The 17,821-nt window shown below is 60.5% G+C and carries 19 protein-coding genes; 2 read left to right on the plus strand and 17 right to left on the minus strand.

The features are described 5' to 3' along the window. The first annotated feature begins 88 nt into the window (after positions 1–88). Both G3T16_RS01615 and G3T16_RS01620 read left to right on the plus strand, forming a co-directional pair. Positions 89–1,375, plus strand: coding sequence for a sodium-dependent transporter (locus tag G3T16_RS01615; protein ID WP_163493542.1), 1,287 nt, complete (start codon positions 89–91; stop codon positions 1,373–1,375). Positions 1,376–1,396: 21 nt separating this feature from the next. Further along, a complete protein-coding gene (locus G3T16_RS01620; RefSeq protein ID WP_163493543.1) occupies positions 1,397–2,542 on the plus strand; it encodes an aminotransferase class V-fold PLP-dependent enzyme in 1,146 nt (381 codons plus the stop codon). A gap of 79 nt (positions 2,543–2,621) precedes the next feature. Here G3T16_RS01620 and G3T16_RS01625 read toward each other — a convergent pair whose 3' ends face one another. The 17 genes from G3T16_RS01625 to motA form a co-directional block, all read right to left on the minus strand. Then, positions 2,622–2,963 (minus strand): FecR/PupR family sigma factor regulator, encoded by a 342-nt coding sequence (locus tag G3T16_RS01625; RefSeq protein WP_163493544.1) that lies wholly within the window; start codon positions 2,961–2,963, stop codon positions 2,622–2,624. A 44-nt stretch (positions 2,964–3,007) separates the two neighbouring features. Continuing rightward, positions 3,008–3,364, minus strand: a complete 357-nt coding sequence (locus G3T16_RS01630) for a hypothetical protein (protein WP_163493545.1) — start codon at positions 3,362–3,364, stop codon at positions 3,008–3,010. Between the two features lie 167 nt (positions 3,365–3,531). Next, positions 3,532–4,239: an RNA polymerase sigma factor FliA gene (locus G3T16_RS01635; RefSeq protein WP_163493546.1), complete on the minus strand. Its 708-nt coding sequence runs from the start codon at positions 4,237–4,239 to the stop codon at positions 3,532–3,534. Positions 4,240–4,370: 131 nt separating this feature from the next. Next, positions 4,371–4,805, minus strand: coding sequence for a flagellar protein FlhE (locus G3T16_RS01640; protein ID WP_163493547.1), 435 nt, complete (start codon positions 4,803–4,805; stop codon positions 4,371–4,373). Then, entirely contained in the window at positions 4,802–6,886 is a 2,085-nt protein-coding gene (flhA, locus tag G3T16_RS01645; RefSeq protein WP_163493548.1) for a flagellar biosynthesis protein FlhA, read from the minus strand. The genes G3T16_RS01640 and flhA overlap by 4 nt, the downstream gene beginning before the upstream one ends. Next, positions 6,886–8,049, minus strand: coding sequence for a flagellar biosynthesis protein FlhB (gene flhB, locus G3T16_RS01650; RefSeq protein ID WP_163493549.1), 1,164 nt, complete (start codon positions 8,047–8,049; stop codon positions 6,886–6,888). Before flhB ends, flhA begins: the two co-directional genes overlap by 1 nt. A 160-nt stretch (positions 8,050–8,209) precedes the next feature. Beyond that, a complete protein-coding gene (gene cheZ / locus G3T16_RS01655) occupies positions 8,210–8,890 on the minus strand; it encodes a protein phosphatase CheZ (RefSeq protein ID WP_163493550.1) in 681 nt (226 codons plus the stop codon). Positions 8,891–8,924: 34 nt separating this feature from the next. Further along, the gene (gene cheY, locus G3T16_RS01660; RefSeq protein WP_163493551.1) at positions 8,925–9,311 is read right to left on the minus strand and encodes a chemotaxis response regulator CheY; all 387 of its coding nucleotides are present in this window, start codon (positions 9,309–9,311) and stop codon (positions 8,925–8,927) included. A 56-nt stretch (positions 9,312–9,367) separates the two neighbouring features. Then, positions 9,368–11,125 carry a methyl-accepting chemotaxis protein gene (locus G3T16_RS22310; RefSeq protein WP_163493552.1) on the minus strand — a complete coding sequence of 586 codons (1,758 nt, stop codon included), beginning with the start codon at positions 11,123–11,125 and terminating at the stop codon, positions 9,368–9,370. A gap of 59 nt (positions 11,126–11,184) precedes the next feature. Next, positions 11,185–12,246, minus strand: a complete 1,062-nt coding sequence (locus G3T16_RS01670) for a protein-glutamate methylesterase/protein-glutamine glutaminase (protein ID WP_163493553.1) — start codon at positions 12,244–12,246, stop codon at positions 11,185–11,187. A gap of 90 nt (positions 12,247–12,336) precedes the next feature. Then, the gene (locus G3T16_RS01675) at positions 12,337–13,200 is read right to left on the minus strand and encodes a CheR family methyltransferase (RefSeq protein ID WP_232059219.1); all 864 of its coding nucleotides are present in this window, start codon (positions 13,198–13,200) and stop codon (positions 12,337–12,339) included. Position 13,201: 1 nt separating this feature from the next. Continuing rightward, positions 13,202–13,354 (minus strand): hypothetical protein, encoded by a 153-nt coding sequence (locus G3T16_RS01680; protein ID WP_163493554.1) that lies wholly within the window; start codon positions 13,352–13,354, stop codon positions 13,202–13,204. An 81-nt stretch (positions 13,355–13,435) separates the two neighbouring features. Beyond that, complete coding sequence (locus G3T16_RS01685) at positions 13,436–13,933, minus strand: chemotaxis protein CheW (protein WP_163493555.1); 498 nt, start codon at positions 13,931–13,933, stop codon at positions 13,436–13,438. Beyond that, positions 13,930–15,975, minus strand: coding sequence for a chemotaxis protein CheA (gene cheA, locus G3T16_RS01690; RefSeq protein WP_332102910.1), 2,046 nt, complete (start codon positions 15,973–15,975; stop codon positions 13,930–13,932). The genes G3T16_RS01685 and cheA overlap by 4 nt, the downstream gene beginning before the upstream one ends. A 69-nt stretch (positions 15,976–16,044) precedes the next feature. Continuing rightward, positions 16,045–16,419 (minus strand): OmpA family protein, encoded by a 375-nt coding sequence (locus G3T16_RS20850; protein WP_197911846.1) that lies wholly within the window; start codon positions 16,417–16,419, stop codon positions 16,045–16,047. Further along, complete coding sequence (locus tag G3T16_RS20855; protein ID WP_197911847.1) at positions 16,383–16,928, minus strand: flagellar motor protein MotB; 546 nt, start codon at positions 16,926–16,928, stop codon at positions 16,383–16,385. The genes G3T16_RS20850 and G3T16_RS20855 overlap by 37 nt, the downstream gene beginning before the upstream one ends. Beyond that, positions 16,925–17,800, minus strand: a complete 876-nt coding sequence (motA, locus tag G3T16_RS01700) for a flagellar motor stator protein MotA (protein WP_163493556.1) — start codon at positions 17,798–17,800, stop codon at positions 16,925–16,927. Before motA ends, G3T16_RS20855 begins: the two co-directional genes overlap by 4 nt. Between the last annotated feature and the right edge of the window lie 21 nt (positions 17,801–17,821).

Genomic DNA, 17,821 nt, shown 5'->3' on the forward strand with positions numbered 1-17,821 from the left:
TACCTGCAGAAGCTACCGTGCTAAGTTGCCCGGCAAACTGCTGCCTGACTCACTCACCAGCAGGTTCATCACAGGAGACCGTGGATACATGCTGCGCCAGCAATTTTCATCTTCCCTGGCGGCCGTCCTGACAATGGCAGGGGCCGCTATCGGGCTCGGTAATATCTGGCGTTTCCCCTACATGATGGGTTCCTATGGCGGCAGTGCATTTCTGCTGATCTATCTGCTCTTTGTACTGCTTATTGCCGTCCCTGCACTGACCGGAGAATGGGCCCTGGGCAGGAGCTCCCGCGGCGGCACCATCACAGCCTTTGCCACATGCTATGGACCACGGACAGGGCGCGCATTGGGCTATATGCTGGTTTTGGGCATGCTCTGTTCCGGTTCTTACTATCTCGTTGTGATCGGCAATGTCGCCCTGATGACCTGGACATCGTTCACCACCGGCTTTGCCGGAGAGCATCAGCAGGCTTTCGTGCAACAACTTGAGCACGGCCCTACTCGCTATTTGCTTGCACTGGCGGTACTCGCAGGGATCCTCTGGGTGGCTTACCGGGGCTTACATGAGGGTATCGAGCGCGTCAGCAAGCTATTCGTGCCGTTTTTCTTCCTGGTGATTATCTACCTGACCATCCAGACCCTGGGCCTGGAGGGCGCTCCAGAAAAAATGCGGCTTTTCCTGACCCCGGATTTCTCCCAGATCACTCCGACATCAGTGTTTGCCGCGCTCGGCCAGGCGGTATTCTCCGTTGGTCTGGGGGGAACCATCATGGTCATCTACGGCAGCTACCTGAGTCGCGGAGCCTCGCTCTGGCGGGGAGCGATAGCGACCGCCGGCGCCGACACCAGCGCAGCACTGCTCGCAGCCATGTTCATTTTTCCGACCATCCTTGTATACGGCATCAGCCCCGCGGCGGGGCCCACCCTGTTGTTCGAGTCACTCGCACAACTGTTCGCGCAGATGGACAACGGACGCATACTGGGTTCATTTTTCCTTCTTGCGCTCCTGCTGGTTGCATTCTTGTCAGGTCTCGCCGCTCTCGAAGTTGTATTTGGCAGCATCAGCGACGACGAAAGCACCCACGGCCTGAATCGCAAGCGCACTATCATCGTATTCGGCGTGGTAGAGGCGCTGATCATGATCATCCCGGGTTTCAATCCGGGAGCGGTCGCGATCATGGACCTGCTGTTTGGCTCAGGCATGCTCGCCGTTGGTAGCGCACTCGCCATTATCGGCCTTACCTGGCGTCTCAAGCAGGTAGCGGTGGTCAGCGAGTTCGGTGCCAGCAAGCTCACGGATTTTCTGTTCATCTGGCTGAAGTGGGTGGTTCCCGCTGTCATTCTGGCCATTCTGATCATTTCCTATATTCACTGACCCAAGGACATTGAGACCCCGATGGATATCAACAAGGTGCGCAGCCACTTCCCCATACTGGACCGGAAGACCTATCTCAACAGCTGTTCCTACGGTGCCCTGGCCGACAGCGTTCGCCGGGCCCTGGAGCAATACCTCGACGACCGTGACAGCCACGGCGCCAGCTGGGAGCAGTGGGTGGGCGACCAGGAAAGGCTTCGCGAGAGTACTGCGATGCTGCTCGGCGCGCAGGCATCAGAGATTGCTCTGGTACCTTCGCTGTCAGCAGGACTCAACACGCTTACAAGCTGCCTGGACTTCACTGGCAAGCGCAACAAGGTGGTAGTGACCTCGCATGATTTTCCTACCACCGCCCAGATCTGGCATGCGCAGAAACGCCGCGGTGCTGTCGTGCACCGGGTCGAACTTGAGGACTGTGTCGATCCGGGGGACGTGCTTGGCCGTTTTGCCCAGGCCATAGATTCAACCACTGCCGTAGTTTCTGTACCCTACATCTGCTACCGCAACGGTCGTAAACTTGATGTTGGCGCCATTGCGGAGCTGGCCCACGCACACGGGGCGCTGATGATCGTCGACGCCTACCAGGCAGTGGGCACCTTTCCTGTAGATGTGAAAGCACTGGATGCAGACGTGCTGCTGGGCGGGTATCTCAAGTACCTGATGGGAACGGCTGGCATGGCGTATTTGTATGTGAAGGGTGAACTGGTGGACACACTGCAGCCCGCCACCAGCGGATGGTTTGCCCAGGAAGATGTGTCGGCGATGGCCATTGCGGAAAATGTGCCTGCGTACTCGGCACGAAGGTTCGAGGGAGGCACGCCGACGGTCAGCGCCATCGGAGCCTGCCGGGCTGGTCTTGACATTGTGCATGACACCGGAATAGACGCGATTGCAGCGCAGAACACCCTCATCACCGATGCCATCAAGCGAGAAGCCGCCGCGCGCGGCTGGGTCTCTGCCACTGGCGACTGGCCCCACGGGGCGATGATCGCGCTACGCTCCACCGACATGCTGAAGTTGGTCGCGCGGCTGGGCGAGGCCGGCATCGTCGTCTCCTGCCGGGACGGCAATATCCGCATCTCACCCCACTTTTACAACAACGAGAACGACATCCAGACGCTGTTCGAGGAACTCGACCGGAATAGCGATTTAATGGTTCAGGAATAAGCTGAAAACCCGTTCGGCTGCGCCCCAAAACTGGACGGCAACCGACCGTGCCGGGAAAACCTGCCTGGCGTGGACTGCGCTATGGCCCCTGCTGGTGAAACAGTATGGCCACCGTCACGCCCAGCAACGCTACCGATGCGGCGACGGCCCACCATCGCGTCCTGCCCGGCGGCCTCGTCCACGGTCCGGCGCGAGCCAGATCCGCGGCGACATCGCCGGTTGCGCGGCCTGCCAGTTCCCCGTCAGCATCGAGCGTATCCCACAGGCCACGCAGACGATCATAGGCCTCGCCATGCAGTGCACTGCGCTTACGCCACTCGGCAAACGCGGCCCGGGTCTCTGCGGTGCTGGTATCGCTGTCCAGACGCACTACCCAGTCAGCAGCCTGGGCTTCGATTTCCCGGATATCGGGAAAGGACACTATCCTGTCTGGAGGCGACCGGCGCACGCAGCGTCCAGCGTGGATCAGCTGTTCTTGCGGTAGGAACGCAGCTGGCGATTGAAGGTTGCCGCCACCTTCTCCATGCCATCGATGGTTTCATTGCGCAGCCGCGCAAACACCGGTGAGGAGCTGCCACCCTCGCTCTCAAGACAGGCGATGTAGGCTTCACCCGCGCTGACATAGGCCTTGACCGCCTGTTGTGCCTCGGCCATTTCGGTCTCGCTGGCGGATTTGCCGTTGGGTATCGCCGCCGCAAAGCTGGGTTGTTCGCATGCCATTGCAGTAGCACTCAGCAGGCTGAATGCCAACACCGCAAGCGTGCGGTGGCATGAAGCCGCAATGGCATTTGCTGGCTTGCGGGGGGCGTATTCGTGATTCATGTAACCGTCTCCTGACCGTCTGACTCAATAGAGGATAATCGGCCAACCACGGCTGACCGGACAGCCATTGCCATGCAGCAGAAGGTAGCTCAGTGACTGTCGTGAACAATATCGGCGGCGGGCGGGGGATCTTGAAGAATAAATTGCCTTGCCGTGGGAAAAACGCCTCAGGCCGCTTCGTTCAACCTGGCCCGCAGGCGGCTGATGGCCTGGCTGTGCAATTGACAGACCCGGGACTCACTGACGCCGAGGACCTCGCCGATCTCTCTGAGATTGAGTTCTTCCTGATAATACAGGCCCATAAGAGTCTTTTCCCGCTCGGGCAGGGCCTTGATGGCCTGGATCAGCAAATCGCGTTGCTCGCCCTCGAGCAGTGCGGCGAACGGTGACCGTGGGCCGGCCTCGTTTGCCTCCGGCTCCCCGCCCTCTGCCACCATTTCCTCAAAGGGCAGCAGGAAGCCATTGTTGACATCGGTCAGCAGTTCCTGGTAATCCGCGAGTGACATGCCCAGCTCCGCAGCCACCTCGCGCTCCTCGGGCGGCCGGCCCAGGCGCTGCTCCAGCGCGTGCATCACCCGGTCGACCTCGCGCGCACTGCGGCGTACGCTGCGTGGCAGCCAGTCGCGGGAGCGCAGCTCATCGATCATGGCGCCGCGAATACGCTGACTGGCGAACGGCATGAAGGCGGCTCCTGCATTGGGATCGAAACGGCCCAGTGCATCCAACAAACCGACCATGCCGGCCTGGATCAGGTCGTCCAGATCAATGCTCGAGGGCAACTTGACCTGCAGCGACAGCGCCTGGCGCCGCACTGCTGGCAGGTATTCCTCCAATAACGTGGTCTGGGTAATTTTACCCTGTGCTGTGTATGTCATAGCCTCCGGGCTCGCTACCTGCTACCTGCATTGTAAAAACGGGATGTTCACAGTGACATTATTCCCTGTTTGACGCGCCTGAATTGCTCAAACAGACGCCATTGCAGGCAGTTATTCACGCGATGGGTCATTCAGTGGTAGTCGACCAGCAGTTGCAGTTCGCGCACGGTTACCGCTCGCTGTTCCCCCGGCCTCAGAGCAAAGCGAAACTGCAGGGGCCGTGCAGCCGCATGACCGGCCAGCGCCTCGCTGCTGCCGCGCTGGCCGGAGATGGCCTCACAGTGCTCGCCGCTGCACAACCAGACGTTTACAGCCCGCCCCGCGGGCACCCGGAAGCGCCAGCTGACCCGGCCGATCACCGACTCTGCCACCAGTTCCGGGCGCGGTGGAGGCAGCGCTCTGGAATGGTAGGTCCGGCCCGCCATTGCTACTGTCACGGGCGCCGCGCTGGCCGCCCAGCTCCCGGGAGCTGCGCTCGACGCTCCCGCCTGCAACAGTATTCCCGACCACACCACCCCCGCCAGGATCAGTCCTGCGGACCTGGCGCACCCGGCGCCGGCTGTCACTGATGGGTACCGATGACCTGGGTCATCCGCAAGCTCCGGTCATCCGGAACCTCTGCCTGCGACATTACCACCAGGTGGCTCAGGCGGCGGCGCAGGAAGCGTGCCAACAGGGGCCGCAACGCAGGCTGCACCACCAGTACCGGCGCGCCTCCGGCCTCTTCCTGCCGCGCAAGGGCAGCCGCAGTCTGTTCCATCAGGGTATCCGCCAGCCCGGGTTCCAGCGCACCGCCACTGGTAATGGCCTGCAGCAGCACCTGTTCAAGCTGGCTGTCCAGCCCGATCACCTGCAGTTCACTCTGGCCGGGGAACCAGTGATGGGTAATGGCGCGTCCCAGCGCAACCCGAACCCTGCTGGTCAGCTCGTCGGCATCCAGGTCCGGCCCCGCACTTTCGGCGAGCGTATCCAGAATAGTGCGCATGTCGCGAATCGACACATCTTCGTCCAGCAGATTCTGCAACAGCCGCTGCAGGACTGTCAGTGATACCGCCTTGGGCACCACATCCTCCACCAGCGATTTGTTCTCGGTGCCGAGTTTGTCCAGCAGTTGCTGCACCTCCTGCCGCCCCAGCATTTCACCGGCATGCCGGTGCAACAGGTGATTGAGGTGGGTAGCCACCACAGTGCTGGCATCCACCACCGTGTAACCATAAATCTGTGCCAGCTCCCGCTGTTCGGCCTCAATCCAGACCGCGGGCAGGCCAAAGGCGGGGTCCGTGGTCGGGGTGCCCTGCACCTCGCCGGACAACTGACCGGGGTCAATCGCCAACCATTTGCCTGGCCAGGCCTCGCCGCGGCCCACTTCGGCGCCTTTCAGCGTCAACAGATAACTGTTGGAGCCGAGCTCGAGATTGTCCCGGATATGTACCACTGGCGGCAGGAAACCCACATCCTGGGCAAATTTCTTGCGCACACTCTTGATGCGGCCAAGCAACTCCCCCTGTTGGCGGTGGTCGACCAGCGGAATAAGCCGGTGCCCCACCTCCAGGCCCAGTGTGTCCACCAGCTGCACGTCATCCCAGCTGGCTTCGGGCGTCTCTGGTACGGGAGCGGCCGGCGTATTGATCTGTTCATTGGCCAGCTCGGTCTCGCGGTGCCGCACCAGCCACCAGCCGAAGCCTGCCAGGGCGCCGGTAAACAGCAGGAATACAAAGTTGGGCATCCCCGGAACCAGCCCCAGCAGCCCCATCACTGCAGCGGCAAGAAACAGCACCCGGGGATTGATCAGCAACTGACTGATCATTTGCTGGCCCACATCCTGGTCGGTATTGACGCGCGATACAGTCACGCCGGCCGCAGTGGATATCACCAGCGCCGGTATCTGCGCCACCAGGCCATCGCCAATGGTCAGCAGGGTATAGGTACGTCCGGCATCCGCAAAACTCATGTCATGCTGCATCATGCCGATCAGCAGACCGCCGATGATATTGACTACCATGATCACCAGGCCTGCGACGGCATCGCCGCGGACAAACTTGCTGGCACCGTCCATGGAGCCGAAAAAATCTGCCTCCTGCGATACCTCGGCGCGACGCTTGCGGGCCTCGTCCTCACCGATCAAGCCAGCGTTCAGGTCGGCATCGATGGCCATCTGCTTGCCGGGCATGGCATCCAGGGTAAAGCGGGCACCGACCTCTGCTATCCGGCCGGCGCCTTTGGTGATGACCATGAAATTGATCACCACCAGAATCATGAACACCACCAGGCCCACCGCAAAATTGCCGCCCACGAGGAACTGGCCGAAGGCCTCGATCACACGACCGGCCGCATCGCCCCCGTTGTGGCCCTCCATCAAAACCACCCGGGTAGAGGCTACGTTCAGCGACAGGCGCAACAGGGTTGTAAACAGCAGTACCGCCGGAAAGGCGGCGAATTCCAGTGAATTCAATGTGAACATGCTGACCAGCAACACCATCACTGCCAGGGCGATATTGAAGGTGAAGAACATGTCCAGCGCGAATGGCGGCAGCGGCAGAATCAACATCGCCAGCACCAGCAGGATCAGCAGGGGTCCCGCGAGCACCTGCAGTTGTGCCGCCTCCAGCCAGGTCCTGGTGCCCAGATAACGGGTCAGTGCATTCATCAGCTCGTTGCTCCAGTAGCCGGCAGGTCCGGCGCCACTTCCAGTTCAGCCGGTACCGGCAATTCCTGCGGGGGGTCGGGCACTTCGCCACCCTCGTCCCGCACCCGCCGCAGGCGAAAAGCCCAGGCCAGCACTTCGGCCACTGCTGTGTACAGGTCGGCCGGGATCTCCCTGTCGAGGTCCACGTGACGATACAGCGCCCGCGCCAGCGGCGGTGCCTCCAGCAGCGGAATATGATGTTCAGCGCCCAGCAAGCGGATCCGCTCTGCCACCGCGTCGACCCCCTTGGCCACCACCCGTGGTGCTGCCATGCGGCTGTCATCGTAGCGCAGCGCCACCGCATAGTGGGTGGGGTTGGTCACAATCACATCGGCCTCCGGCACCTTGCTCATCATGCGGGAGCGGGCCACCGTTTGTTGCTGGGAGCGAATACGCGCCTTGAGTTGGGGATCGCCCTCGGATTCCTTGTGCTCGCGCTTGATCTCTTCCTTACTCATGCGCAGCTTCTTGGCGTGGCTCCACAGCTGATAGGGTACGTCGATCAGGATCACCACCACCAGGACCAGCACCATCAGCGCGCAGGCGGTGACCGCCAGTTGCACCGCATTGAACAGGGCCATCGCGATGGGCTGGTCCATCAGCGCCATGAATTCGCCGCGCTTCGCCGCCAGATAGAACACTACGACCGAACCCACCAGCACTGATTTGGCAATCGCCTTGCCCAGCTCAGCCAGGGCCTGGCTGGAAAACAGGCGTTTGAGACCCTTCACGGGATTGAGTTTGGACAATTTCGGCTGCATTGACTTGGCGGACAATGACCAGCCGCCCAGCAACATGGGGGCCGTCAGGGCCAGCAATGTTAGCAACATAAACAGGGGTAACAGGGTGTAGAGGGAGCGTTCCACCAGATCGGCGGCATGCATCAACATCCGGGTCGGCTCGAAGGCGTGACGTCGCTCGAACAGAAAGGCCTGTTCCATCACCAGCCCGAGATGGTGGGCGAAGCTGCCTCCCAGCGACCAGAGCCCGCCTACACCGCCCAGCAACAGCAGGAAGGTGGCCAATTCCCGGGAACGGGGAACCTGCCCCTCTTCGCGCGCCTTTTCGATGCGTCGCGGAGTGGCGGCTTCGGTCTTGTCCTGGTCGCTGGTTTCATCAGCCATGATGGGGCATAACTCGGGTGCTGGGTCAGGTCACACCCGTCATTGTCGGCAATAATGCTTCCGGTCGATGCGCCAATAAGCGCTGACTATGGCCTTCTATTCACCCCACCGCCCTGTTCGCCCCAACCACTGCCGGGTTGGCAGGAGCCGGGCTGCGGCATCAGAATCCCAGGTCGTCCAGCAGTGAATCGACCTGGTCCTGGCTACTGACCACATCCTCACCGTCTGTCTTGATCTGGGGCCCGTTCACCAGGCTGACATCGATCTTGCCTGCCTCGGGGTCATCCAGCCGGCGCTGCAACTCACCGCGCTCATGCCCTTCCGGAACGCTGTCCAGCAACACCTGCAGCAACTGGTGCTCCACTTCCTGGATCACGCCCATCATCTTTTTGATGACCTGGCCGGTAAGATCCTGGAAATCCTGCGCCATCATGATTTCCAGCAGTTCCTGGTTCGTGGCCCTGGTGACTTCCGGCACAGAACCGAGAAAGCCGCGGGTCTCCTGCACCAGCTCCCGCGCCTGCTCCAGCTCGATGGGATTTTCAAACCAGGCCTGCCACTGTTCATCCAGGGCCTTGGCCCGAACCTCGATATCGTTCTGTAACGGCTGCGCCCGGTCAATCGCATTGAGAGCGCGCTCGGCTGCCTGTTCAGTCATGGAAGCGACGTAATTGAGCCGCTCTCTGGCATCGGGAATAGCCTGTGCGGCCTTCTCGACTTCCTTGTCCAGTCCAAGTTCACGCATCGACTCGCGCAGCATCCGGGTCAACTGACCAATCCTCTGTACCAGTTCATCCCCGGTGCCAGCAGCGGAGCTTGCTTGCTGAGCTGTCCCACTCATAATACCTACTCCTGTAAGGAACCATTCCCGCTCGTTACTTGCCGAGCTTCTCGAATATCTTGTTGAGTTTTTCTTCGAGCGTGGCAGCAGTAAAGGGCTTGACCACGTAACCATTGGCACCGGCCTGGGCCGCCGCGATGATATTTTCCTTCTTCGCCTCGGCGGTCACCATCAATACCGGCAAGGACTTCAGGACGCCATCCTCACGAATCTGCTTGAGCATCTCCAGGCCATCCAGATTGGGCATGTTCCAGTCCGAGACCACGAACTCGAACTTGCCACCACGCAGCTTGGCGAGAGCATCCTGCCCATCCTCTGCTTCATCCACATTGGTAAACCCCAGCTCCTTGAGCAGGCTGCGTACGATGCGTCGCATGGTGGGAAAATCATCCACCACCAGAATACTCATATTCTTGTCCATTACTGTCTCTGCCTCCTCGAATCTTGCAATGTGGTCGAGCCGCTGCCGCAGGCTCCCTAGAAATCTTCCCAATCGTCCGAACCCACGGCTTTCAACCGCGACCCACTCTTGGCACTCTGTTCGTGCTGGGCGTTATCGCGGACACCAAAGCCGGCGTGATCCTCGGCAGCTTTTGCTTCGTCGGATTCGTGTTCTTTGTCGTGGCTTTCCTGCTGCTCATTGGACCGTCGCGCAGACCGGTCGGCCGCGATCTCTGCCTGGCCCACCCGGAATATCGCCACCGCCTTCTCGAGTTGCCGCGCCTGCTCTTCCAGTGATGCCGCAGCTGCCGCGGCTTCCTGTACCAGCGAAGCGTTCTGCTGGGTGACCTCGTCCATCTGTGTCACCGCCTGGCTCACCTGGTTGATGCCGCCGCTCTGTTCCTGCGAGGCCGCAGAGATCTCGTCCATGATGTCCGTGACCCGCTTCACTGCGGTGACCACATCCCGCATCGTCTCGCCGGCCTGTGACACCAGAGTGGAACCCTGTTCCACCTGCACTGCAGAACTCTCGATCAACTGCTTGATCTGCCGCGCCGCGTCCGCACTGTTACCGGCCAGGTTGCGCACTTCACCGGCCACCACCGCGAAACCGCGGCCCTGCTCACCGGCCCGGGCGGCTTCCACCGACGCATTGAGGGCCAGAATATTGGTCTGGAAGGCGATGGAATCGATCATGCCTGTGATGTCCGCGATCTTCTTCGAACTATCGGCAATACCGTGCATGGTGGTGATCACCTTGTCGACCACTTCGCCGCCGCGGCTCGCCGTGCTGGAGGCGTCGTTGGCCAGGCCACTGGCCTGCCTGGCGTTGTCGGCATTCTGTTGAACGGTGGCCGTCAGTTGCTCCATGCTGGTTGCCGTTTCCTGCAGCGAAGCGGCCTGCTGTTCAGTGCGCGAGGACAGGTCGCTGTTACCGCTGGATATCTGGGTAGCGCCCACGAAGATGGAATTGCTGCTATCGCGCACGTCGAGAATGATCCGGCCCAGGCTGTCCTGCATGTCGTGCATCGCCGCAAACAGCTGACCGATCTCATTTTTGCCCGGCACCACGATCTCCTCGGTCAGATCTGCACCGGCAATACGCTTGAGACTGTTCGCCGCCACGGCAATGGGACGGATGATCACTGCGCGCATGCCCAGGAAGATCAGCACTACCATCACCGCAGTAAACAGGAGCGCGCCAAATTCGAGCTTGGTAAACATTGCGATCTGGGTTTCAAAACCGGTAATTTCATCCCGCACCGCCCCGCTGGCGTACTCAACAAATCCGGTCAGGTTCTCACGCAGTTCATCCGAGACCGGCAGCAGGATCTCACGCAGCAGGCTGAAATCCTCATAGTCGCCCGCAGTAAGGCTGTCATGCTGCTCGCGCACCAACTCTACCAGTTCAGTGAAGGTGGCATTGAGGGCCTGCGCGCGCTCCTCCACCTCAGGTGATTTCGGGGCTTCCATGAAGCGGGCAAAATGTGCCTCCGCACTCTCGAGCAGGCCGGTTGCAACCGCCAGTTGCCGCTCGGCCTGCAGGCCCTGGTCCTTGGCGACGTAGGCGCCGGCAACGTCCAGCGTAACCCGGGCCTCGTTGAGCAGATTCGCACCGCGGTTGACCTCGTTCAGCTGCCCGACATTGATCATGTCCACATTCTGCAGTGCCTTCTTCGCCTCGCTACCGCTCAGCAAGCCAATGCCGGAAATCAGGCCAATCAGCAACACAAAGGTAAACAGAATAACGCCTACAGCCACGTTGAGTTTGAGGTTGTGAATGAATTTCATCATGCCGGCATTACCTTTCCTAACGGATTGAATTTATGCATCAACTGTTTGCTACTGCCCGCTCATACCCGCTGGGCACGACCGGATTCAGCCACCAGCGCCATCAGGCGCGGGGCAATATCGTCGAGATGCAGGACCTCACCGGCGCCCCCGCGGGCAATCGCCTCGCGGGGCATGCCGAAGACCAGGCAGCTCTCTTCGTCCTGCGCCAGGGTCGCCGACCCCGACTGAAACATTTCCAGCAGGCCGGCAGCACCGTCCTTGCCCATGCCGGTCAGCAGTGCTCCGATCGCATTGCGGCCAGCGTTGACTGCGCCGGAATGAAATAGCACATCGACCGACGGACGGTGCCGGTTTACCGGTGGCCCCTTGTCCAGCGTCACCTGGTAATTGGCGCCGCTGCGGACCAGTTTCATGTGTGAATCGCCCGGGGCGATATACACATGACCCGGCAGTACCCGCTCGCCGTCTTCAGCTTCCTTCACCGTTACCGCACACAGACCATCCAACCGCTGCGCGAAGGATTTGGTGAAGCCGCCCGGCATATGCTGCACGATCAAGGTCGCGGGCGCATTCGCCGGCAGTCTCACCAGCACTTCCCGCAGCGCTTCGGTGCCGCCGGTGGAAGCGCCCAACAGCAGCAACTTCTCGCTGGAAATCATCGGCGCCTTCAGGCGCTCGAGCGGCGCCTTGTCCCGTGGCTCCGTGCGACGGGGACGAGACCGCGCTGCGGCACGAATCTTCTCGGCTATCAGGCCACTGTAATCCTGCATGCCGTTGCGGATCCCCAGCATTGGCTTTTCCAGAAAATCCACGGCCCCCAGCTCCAGCGCCCGCAGGGTCACTTCCGAGCCCGCCTGGGTCAGAGACGACACCATCAACACCGGCATCGGCCGCAGCCGCATCAGGCGTTCCAGAAAATCCAGCCCGTCCATCCGCGGCATTTCCACATCCAGGGTCAGGACATCCGGACTGTGCAGTTTGATCAGGTCCCGGGCGACCAGGGGATCCTGCGCCACTGCAACCACTTCCATGTCGGAATGACTATTGACGATCTCGCGCATCAGGTCACGAATCAGTGCCGAGTCGTCAACGCACAACACGCGGATTTTGCCGGAACTCAAGCTCATCTCCTTTCTTGGCGGCCGCGCCTGGCCGGCGTGGCGCTGCTGCAAGAGCATACATTCAGATTATCGGCAGCGACCGCGCCGGCTTTAGCTTTTGTCGGCGACAGTGTAGACAGTCTGTCCGCGCAACTTGAAGCAGTCACTGATATAGGAAAAGCTCTCCGAATGTCCCGCGAACAACAGGCCACCGGGTTTGAGAAATGGTACGAAGCGTTCCAGAATTCGCACCTGTGTCGCCTTGTCGAAATAAATCATTACATTACGACAGAAAATGGCATCGAACTGCCCCTGCACCGCCCAGTTGTCCGCGATCAGATTCAGGGGCTGGAATACGACCCGGGCGGCAAGTTCGGGACGTATGCGGGCGAAACCGGAGTGATCGCCTGCGCCCTTCAGGAAAAAGCGTTTTATGCGCGTCTCGGACAGTTTGCCGACATCCACCATCGGATAAATGCCCTGCTCGGCCTTGAACAGGGCATCGGTATCGATGTCAGTGGCCAGCACTTCCGGTTCCGCCCGGCTACCGAGGGTTTCCATCAGCGTCATCGCGATCGAGTAGGGCTCCTCTCCGGTCGACGCCGCCGTACACCAGATCCTTACCCGCCCGCTGCGGCTCGCCACATGCTCTCCCAACAACGGGAAGTGATGGTTCTCGCGAAAGAAGGACGTCAGGTTGGTGGTCAGGGAATTGGTGAACGTTTCCCATTCGGGCGAACCCGGGTTGAGCTCCAAGCGATCAATATAGTCGCGAAAACTGGCAAGGCCAAGTTGGCGCAGCCTGCGCGCCAACCGCCCATAGACCATCTCGATCTTGTGCTCGGCGAGCACGATACCGGCACGGCGATATATCAGCTGGCGTATGCGGCTGAAATCCGCATCGCTAAACTGCACATCCCGTGACAGCGGAGGGGGCGATGGCGAAATCGCGGATTTGTCATTGAGTTCCGCCACATCAGCTCCCCATCGCCTTGACTTCCGGCGGCGCCATTCCGACTAAAACCGGATTGACGCAGGCGGCATGCCTCTTCAGATCGCTGTGGCGAATCAGCACGCTCTCGTCAGAAAGGACATGCTCTCGCCAGATAACCGGTTGCTTGGTACGCATTATTATCTCTAAATCGAGTGAACCTGATGGCAACCGGGCGCCTGGCAAGATCGCCGCAGTCTGCGCACCGATGGCCACTTGCTATTCGGCAGCCTTTTCGACCAGGGCCATCTCGTCACTGGTGAGCAGTTTTTCGATGTCCACCAGGACCAGCATGCGATCTTCGAGATTGCCCAGACCGCTGAGATAATCCACTGGCATACTGACGCCAAACTCGGGCGCTGGCTTGATCTGGTCGGGTTTCAGTGTCATTACATCGGAGACGCCGTCGACGACGATGCCCACCACGCGGTCTTCGATATTGACCACAATCACCACCGTCTGCGTGTTGTACTCGATGTCGGTCAGGCGGAATTTTATCCGCAGGTCAACTATCGGCACGATCACACCGCGCAGATTGGCTACCCCCTTGATGAAATCCGGTGCGTTGGCAATGCGGGTGACATTCTCGTAGCCGCGTATTTCCTGCACTTTCAGGATATCGACGGCGTATTCTTCCCCGCCCAGGGAAAACACCAGAAACTCCTTGTCGTGTGCGGTGCTGTCCGCGGCAACACGGGCGGCGCTGAATTGATTCATGACAGTTCTACCTCCTTGAGGGACTTTGTCTCGGTTCTGTTGGCATCAAAGGGACCGCCCTTGCGCTTGCGCTGACTCAAGCGATGCAGATCGGCGATATCGAGGATCAGGGCAACACTGCCGTCACCCAGAATGGTGGCGGCTGACACACCCGGCACTTTGCGATAGTTGGTCTCCAGATTCTTGACCACGACCTGCTGCTGTCCGATCAGCTCATCCACCAGCAGCGCGTAACGCTTGCCCTCCCCCTGTACCACCACGGTAATGCCCTCGGTGGGTTCGGTGCCGGCATCGACAATATCCAGGGCCTGGTGCACAGCGATCAGCGGCAGGTAGTCCTCGCGGATTTTCAGCAGCAGATCGCCTCCGGTCATCGCGTAGAGGTCCTCCTTGCGTGGCTGTAGCGATTCGATCACGGCGCTCACTGGCAGGATGAACACCTCCGCTCCCACCCGTATGGACATGCCATCGAGAATCGCCAGCGTCAGCGGCAGTACGATACGTGTGCGAGTGCCTCTGCCGGTCTCGGACAGAATCTCCACGTGGCCACCCATGGCCTGGATATTGCGCTTGACTACATCCATGCCGACACCGCGGCCGGAGACATCGCTGACTTCAACCGCAGTGGAAAAGCCCGGTGCGAAAATCAGCTGCCAGACATCCTCGTCACTCATGTTGTCGGACACGGCAATGCCGCTGGACCGGGCTTTTTCCAGTATTTTTTCGCGGTTCAGACCGGCGCCGTCATCGATCACCTCGATCAGGATATTGCCGCCCTGATGCTGGGCCGACAAAGTCAGCTGACCCACCCGGGGCTTGCCCGCCGCCTCACGGGTGGCCGGATCTTCGATGCCATGATCCAGACTGTTGCGAACCAGGTGGGTGAGCGGATCGATAATGCGCTCCGTAAGCCCCTTGTCCAGTTCGGTCGACTTGCCCTCGGTGACCAGTTCGATTTCCTTGTCGAGCTTGGCGGCCAGATCCCGGGTCAAGCGGGGGAAGCGGCTGAAGACATAGTCCATTGGCACCATGCGGATCGACATCACCGCTTCCTGCAGATCGCGCGCATTGCGCTGCAGCAGGTTCAGGCCCGTAGCCATGCGGCTGGCTGCCGTGCCGGCCACATCGTCGGTCATCTCGTTGAGCATCGACTGGGTGATGATGAGTTCGCCCACCAGGTTGATTATCTGATCGACCTTGGTCACCGGCACCCGTATGGAGGTCGTCTCGGATCCGCCCTTGGCAGCAGCGGCAGGCTTCGCAGGTGTGGCAGGGGTAGCCACCTTCGCTGCCGGCGTCGCCTCGGAATCTTCCGGTGGCCCGGCCTCCGCCGCCACCGCCGGAGCCGTGGCAGGCGTTGTGGCCGGGATAGCCTGCTCTGCGGCCAACGCCCGTATTTCCAGTTGTTCCGGCTCGGCGATAAAACACATTACCGCTTCGATATCATCTGCGCTGGCCGTCGAAGCCATGATCACGCGGTAGCGTTCACTGTCGCCATCGCGGGAGATGATCTCGCCGAGCTGGCCCAGTTCGGACACCAGCAGGTCGCGGTCCTTTTCCTCCACGCCCAGCAGAATGACCTCAAGCCTGTTACCCGCGCCCGCGTCTTGCGAGGCATCTTCAGCCTGCTCCGGGACCGCTGCAGCTTCCGTTTCCGGCTGCGGCGCAGTGGCGGTATCTGCAGCAGGCGGCGCAGCCGCGGGGATTGCCGTGCCCGGCTCCCCAATCTCTTCCAACGCCAACTGCTGCAACACTTTGCATATGCGCTCGAAGGCCTCCGGGTCAGGCTCCTCGCCGGCCCGGTAGGCATCCATTTGATCCTGTAACATATCCTTGGTTTCCAGAAAGATATCGACAATATCCCGGCGCAGGGTCAGCTCGCCATGACGCGTATGATCGAGCAGGTTTTCCAGCAAATGGGTGGTGCGCTGCAACAGATCAAGACCAAATGTTCCCGCCCCTCCCTTGATGGAATGGGCGGCCCTGAAGATGGCATTGAGATGCTCGGGGTCCGGCGCATCCAGATCCAGCCCAACAGCAATTGCTCCATCTCGTCGAGAAGCTCCTGGGCTTCCTCGAAAAAAGTGTCAAAAAATTCGCTGATGTCCATGCTATTCCTGAATTGTCTCTGCAACCGCCTGCAAGCCACCACTGCCCAACAGGGGATCCAGCCGATCCCTGATCAGCGCCGCAGCTTCACTGGTAAGCACAACCAGGGTGATACGCCGGTTGACTGCGTCGCCCGGATCACTGCCTGGCGCAGGTACGCGATCACCCATGCCGGTGACACGCAACAGTTTCTCATCACCAAAGCCACCCGCGACCAGCTCTCTGCGGGAGGCATTGGCACGATCAGCGGACAATTCCCAGTTGCTGTACCCCCTGAAACCACTGGCATAGGGCACGCTGTCCGTGTGACCGCTGATACTGAGGCGGTTGGGCATCTCATTCAGCAGCGGAGCCAGTAAGTGCAGCAGGTCTCGCATGTACACCGCCACCTGATCACTGCCGGTCTGGAACATGGGCCGCTCGTCGGTATCCACCAACTGGATACGCAAGCCGTAGGGGTCATGTCAAACCGCATCTGGCCGCGCAGGTCACGCAGTTCCGGATCGGCCTGGATGGCCGTCTCGATCCGGCGCTGCAAATCGATGAACTGGCGTTGTATATCGGTAGCGCGGGTCGACATACGCATCTCTGTGCGCTGCCGCTCGCCGTCAACATGAGTGGGATCCGCGCCGCCCCCGGGTATCACACTGGTACTGGACATGCTCCTGTCGCCCCCGGCCAATGCCACTGACAGGGGAGTGCGGAAATACTCCGCCACACTTTTCAATTCCTGTGGGCTTGCACTGGAAAGGATCCACAGCACCAAAAACAGCGCCATCAGCGCCGTCATGAAATCCGCCAGCGCAATTTTCCAGCTGCCGCCGTGGCCATGCACTATCACCTTGCGGCGCCGGCGAATAACGATGGGACGCGCGTTCTCGCTCATGCGGCTTGCGATTCCGGTGACCGGGTGGCACGCACATGCTCCTCCAGTTCGGAGAAACTCGGCCGTTCAGCGGTATGCAGAGCCTTGCGGCCAAATTCCACCGCCAGCTGCGGCGCATAGCCGTTGAGCGTTGCCAGCAAGGTTACCCGGATGCACTGCAGCATCTTGACGGCCTCGTGAACCTGGCGATCAATCCTGCTGGCCAGAGGATTGACGAAGCCGTAGGCCAGCAGAATGCCGAGGAAGGTACCTACCAGGGCATGGGCAATCATCAGCCCCATCTGCTCCACCCCGCCATCGACCGTACTGAGCGCGCGAACCACCCCCAGCACCGCGGCAACAATGCCGAAGGCCGGCAGCGCATCGCCCACCTTGCCCAGGGCATCGGCAGGTATATGGGCTTCGTGCTCGAAGGCCTCGATCTCATGCAGCATCAACTCATCGATTTCCATCGGATCCATGCCGCCACTGACCATCAGCCGCAGATAGTCTCTGAGAAACTCCATGATCATCGGATCCGCGAGAATGCGGGGATACTGAGTGAAAATGGCGCTCTCTTCGGGGTTTTCGACGTCCCGCTCAATCGCCAGCATGCCACCGCGACGCATCTTCGCCAACAGCGTGTACTGCAATGCCATCAGCTCCATGTAGATTTCCCGGTCGTAGCCGTTGGTACGTTTGAGCTTGCCCGCGGTCTTCAGCGTCGCCTTGATGGCCTTGCCGTTGTTCGAGGCAATGAACGCGCCCAGCGCGGCGCCACAGATCATCACTATTTCCGTGGGCTGCACCAGCGGCCCCAGGCTTCCACCGGCGAGCACGAAGCCGCCGAAAACCGAAACAGCGACTATCAGGAATCCTAAGGGTATCAACACAACCGGTATCCTTGTTTGCGA

This window comes from Kineobactrum salinum, assembly GCF_010669285.1.
Lineage (GTDB): Bacteria > Pseudomonadota > Gammaproteobacteria > Pseudomonadales > Halieaceae > Kineobactrum > Kineobactrum salinum.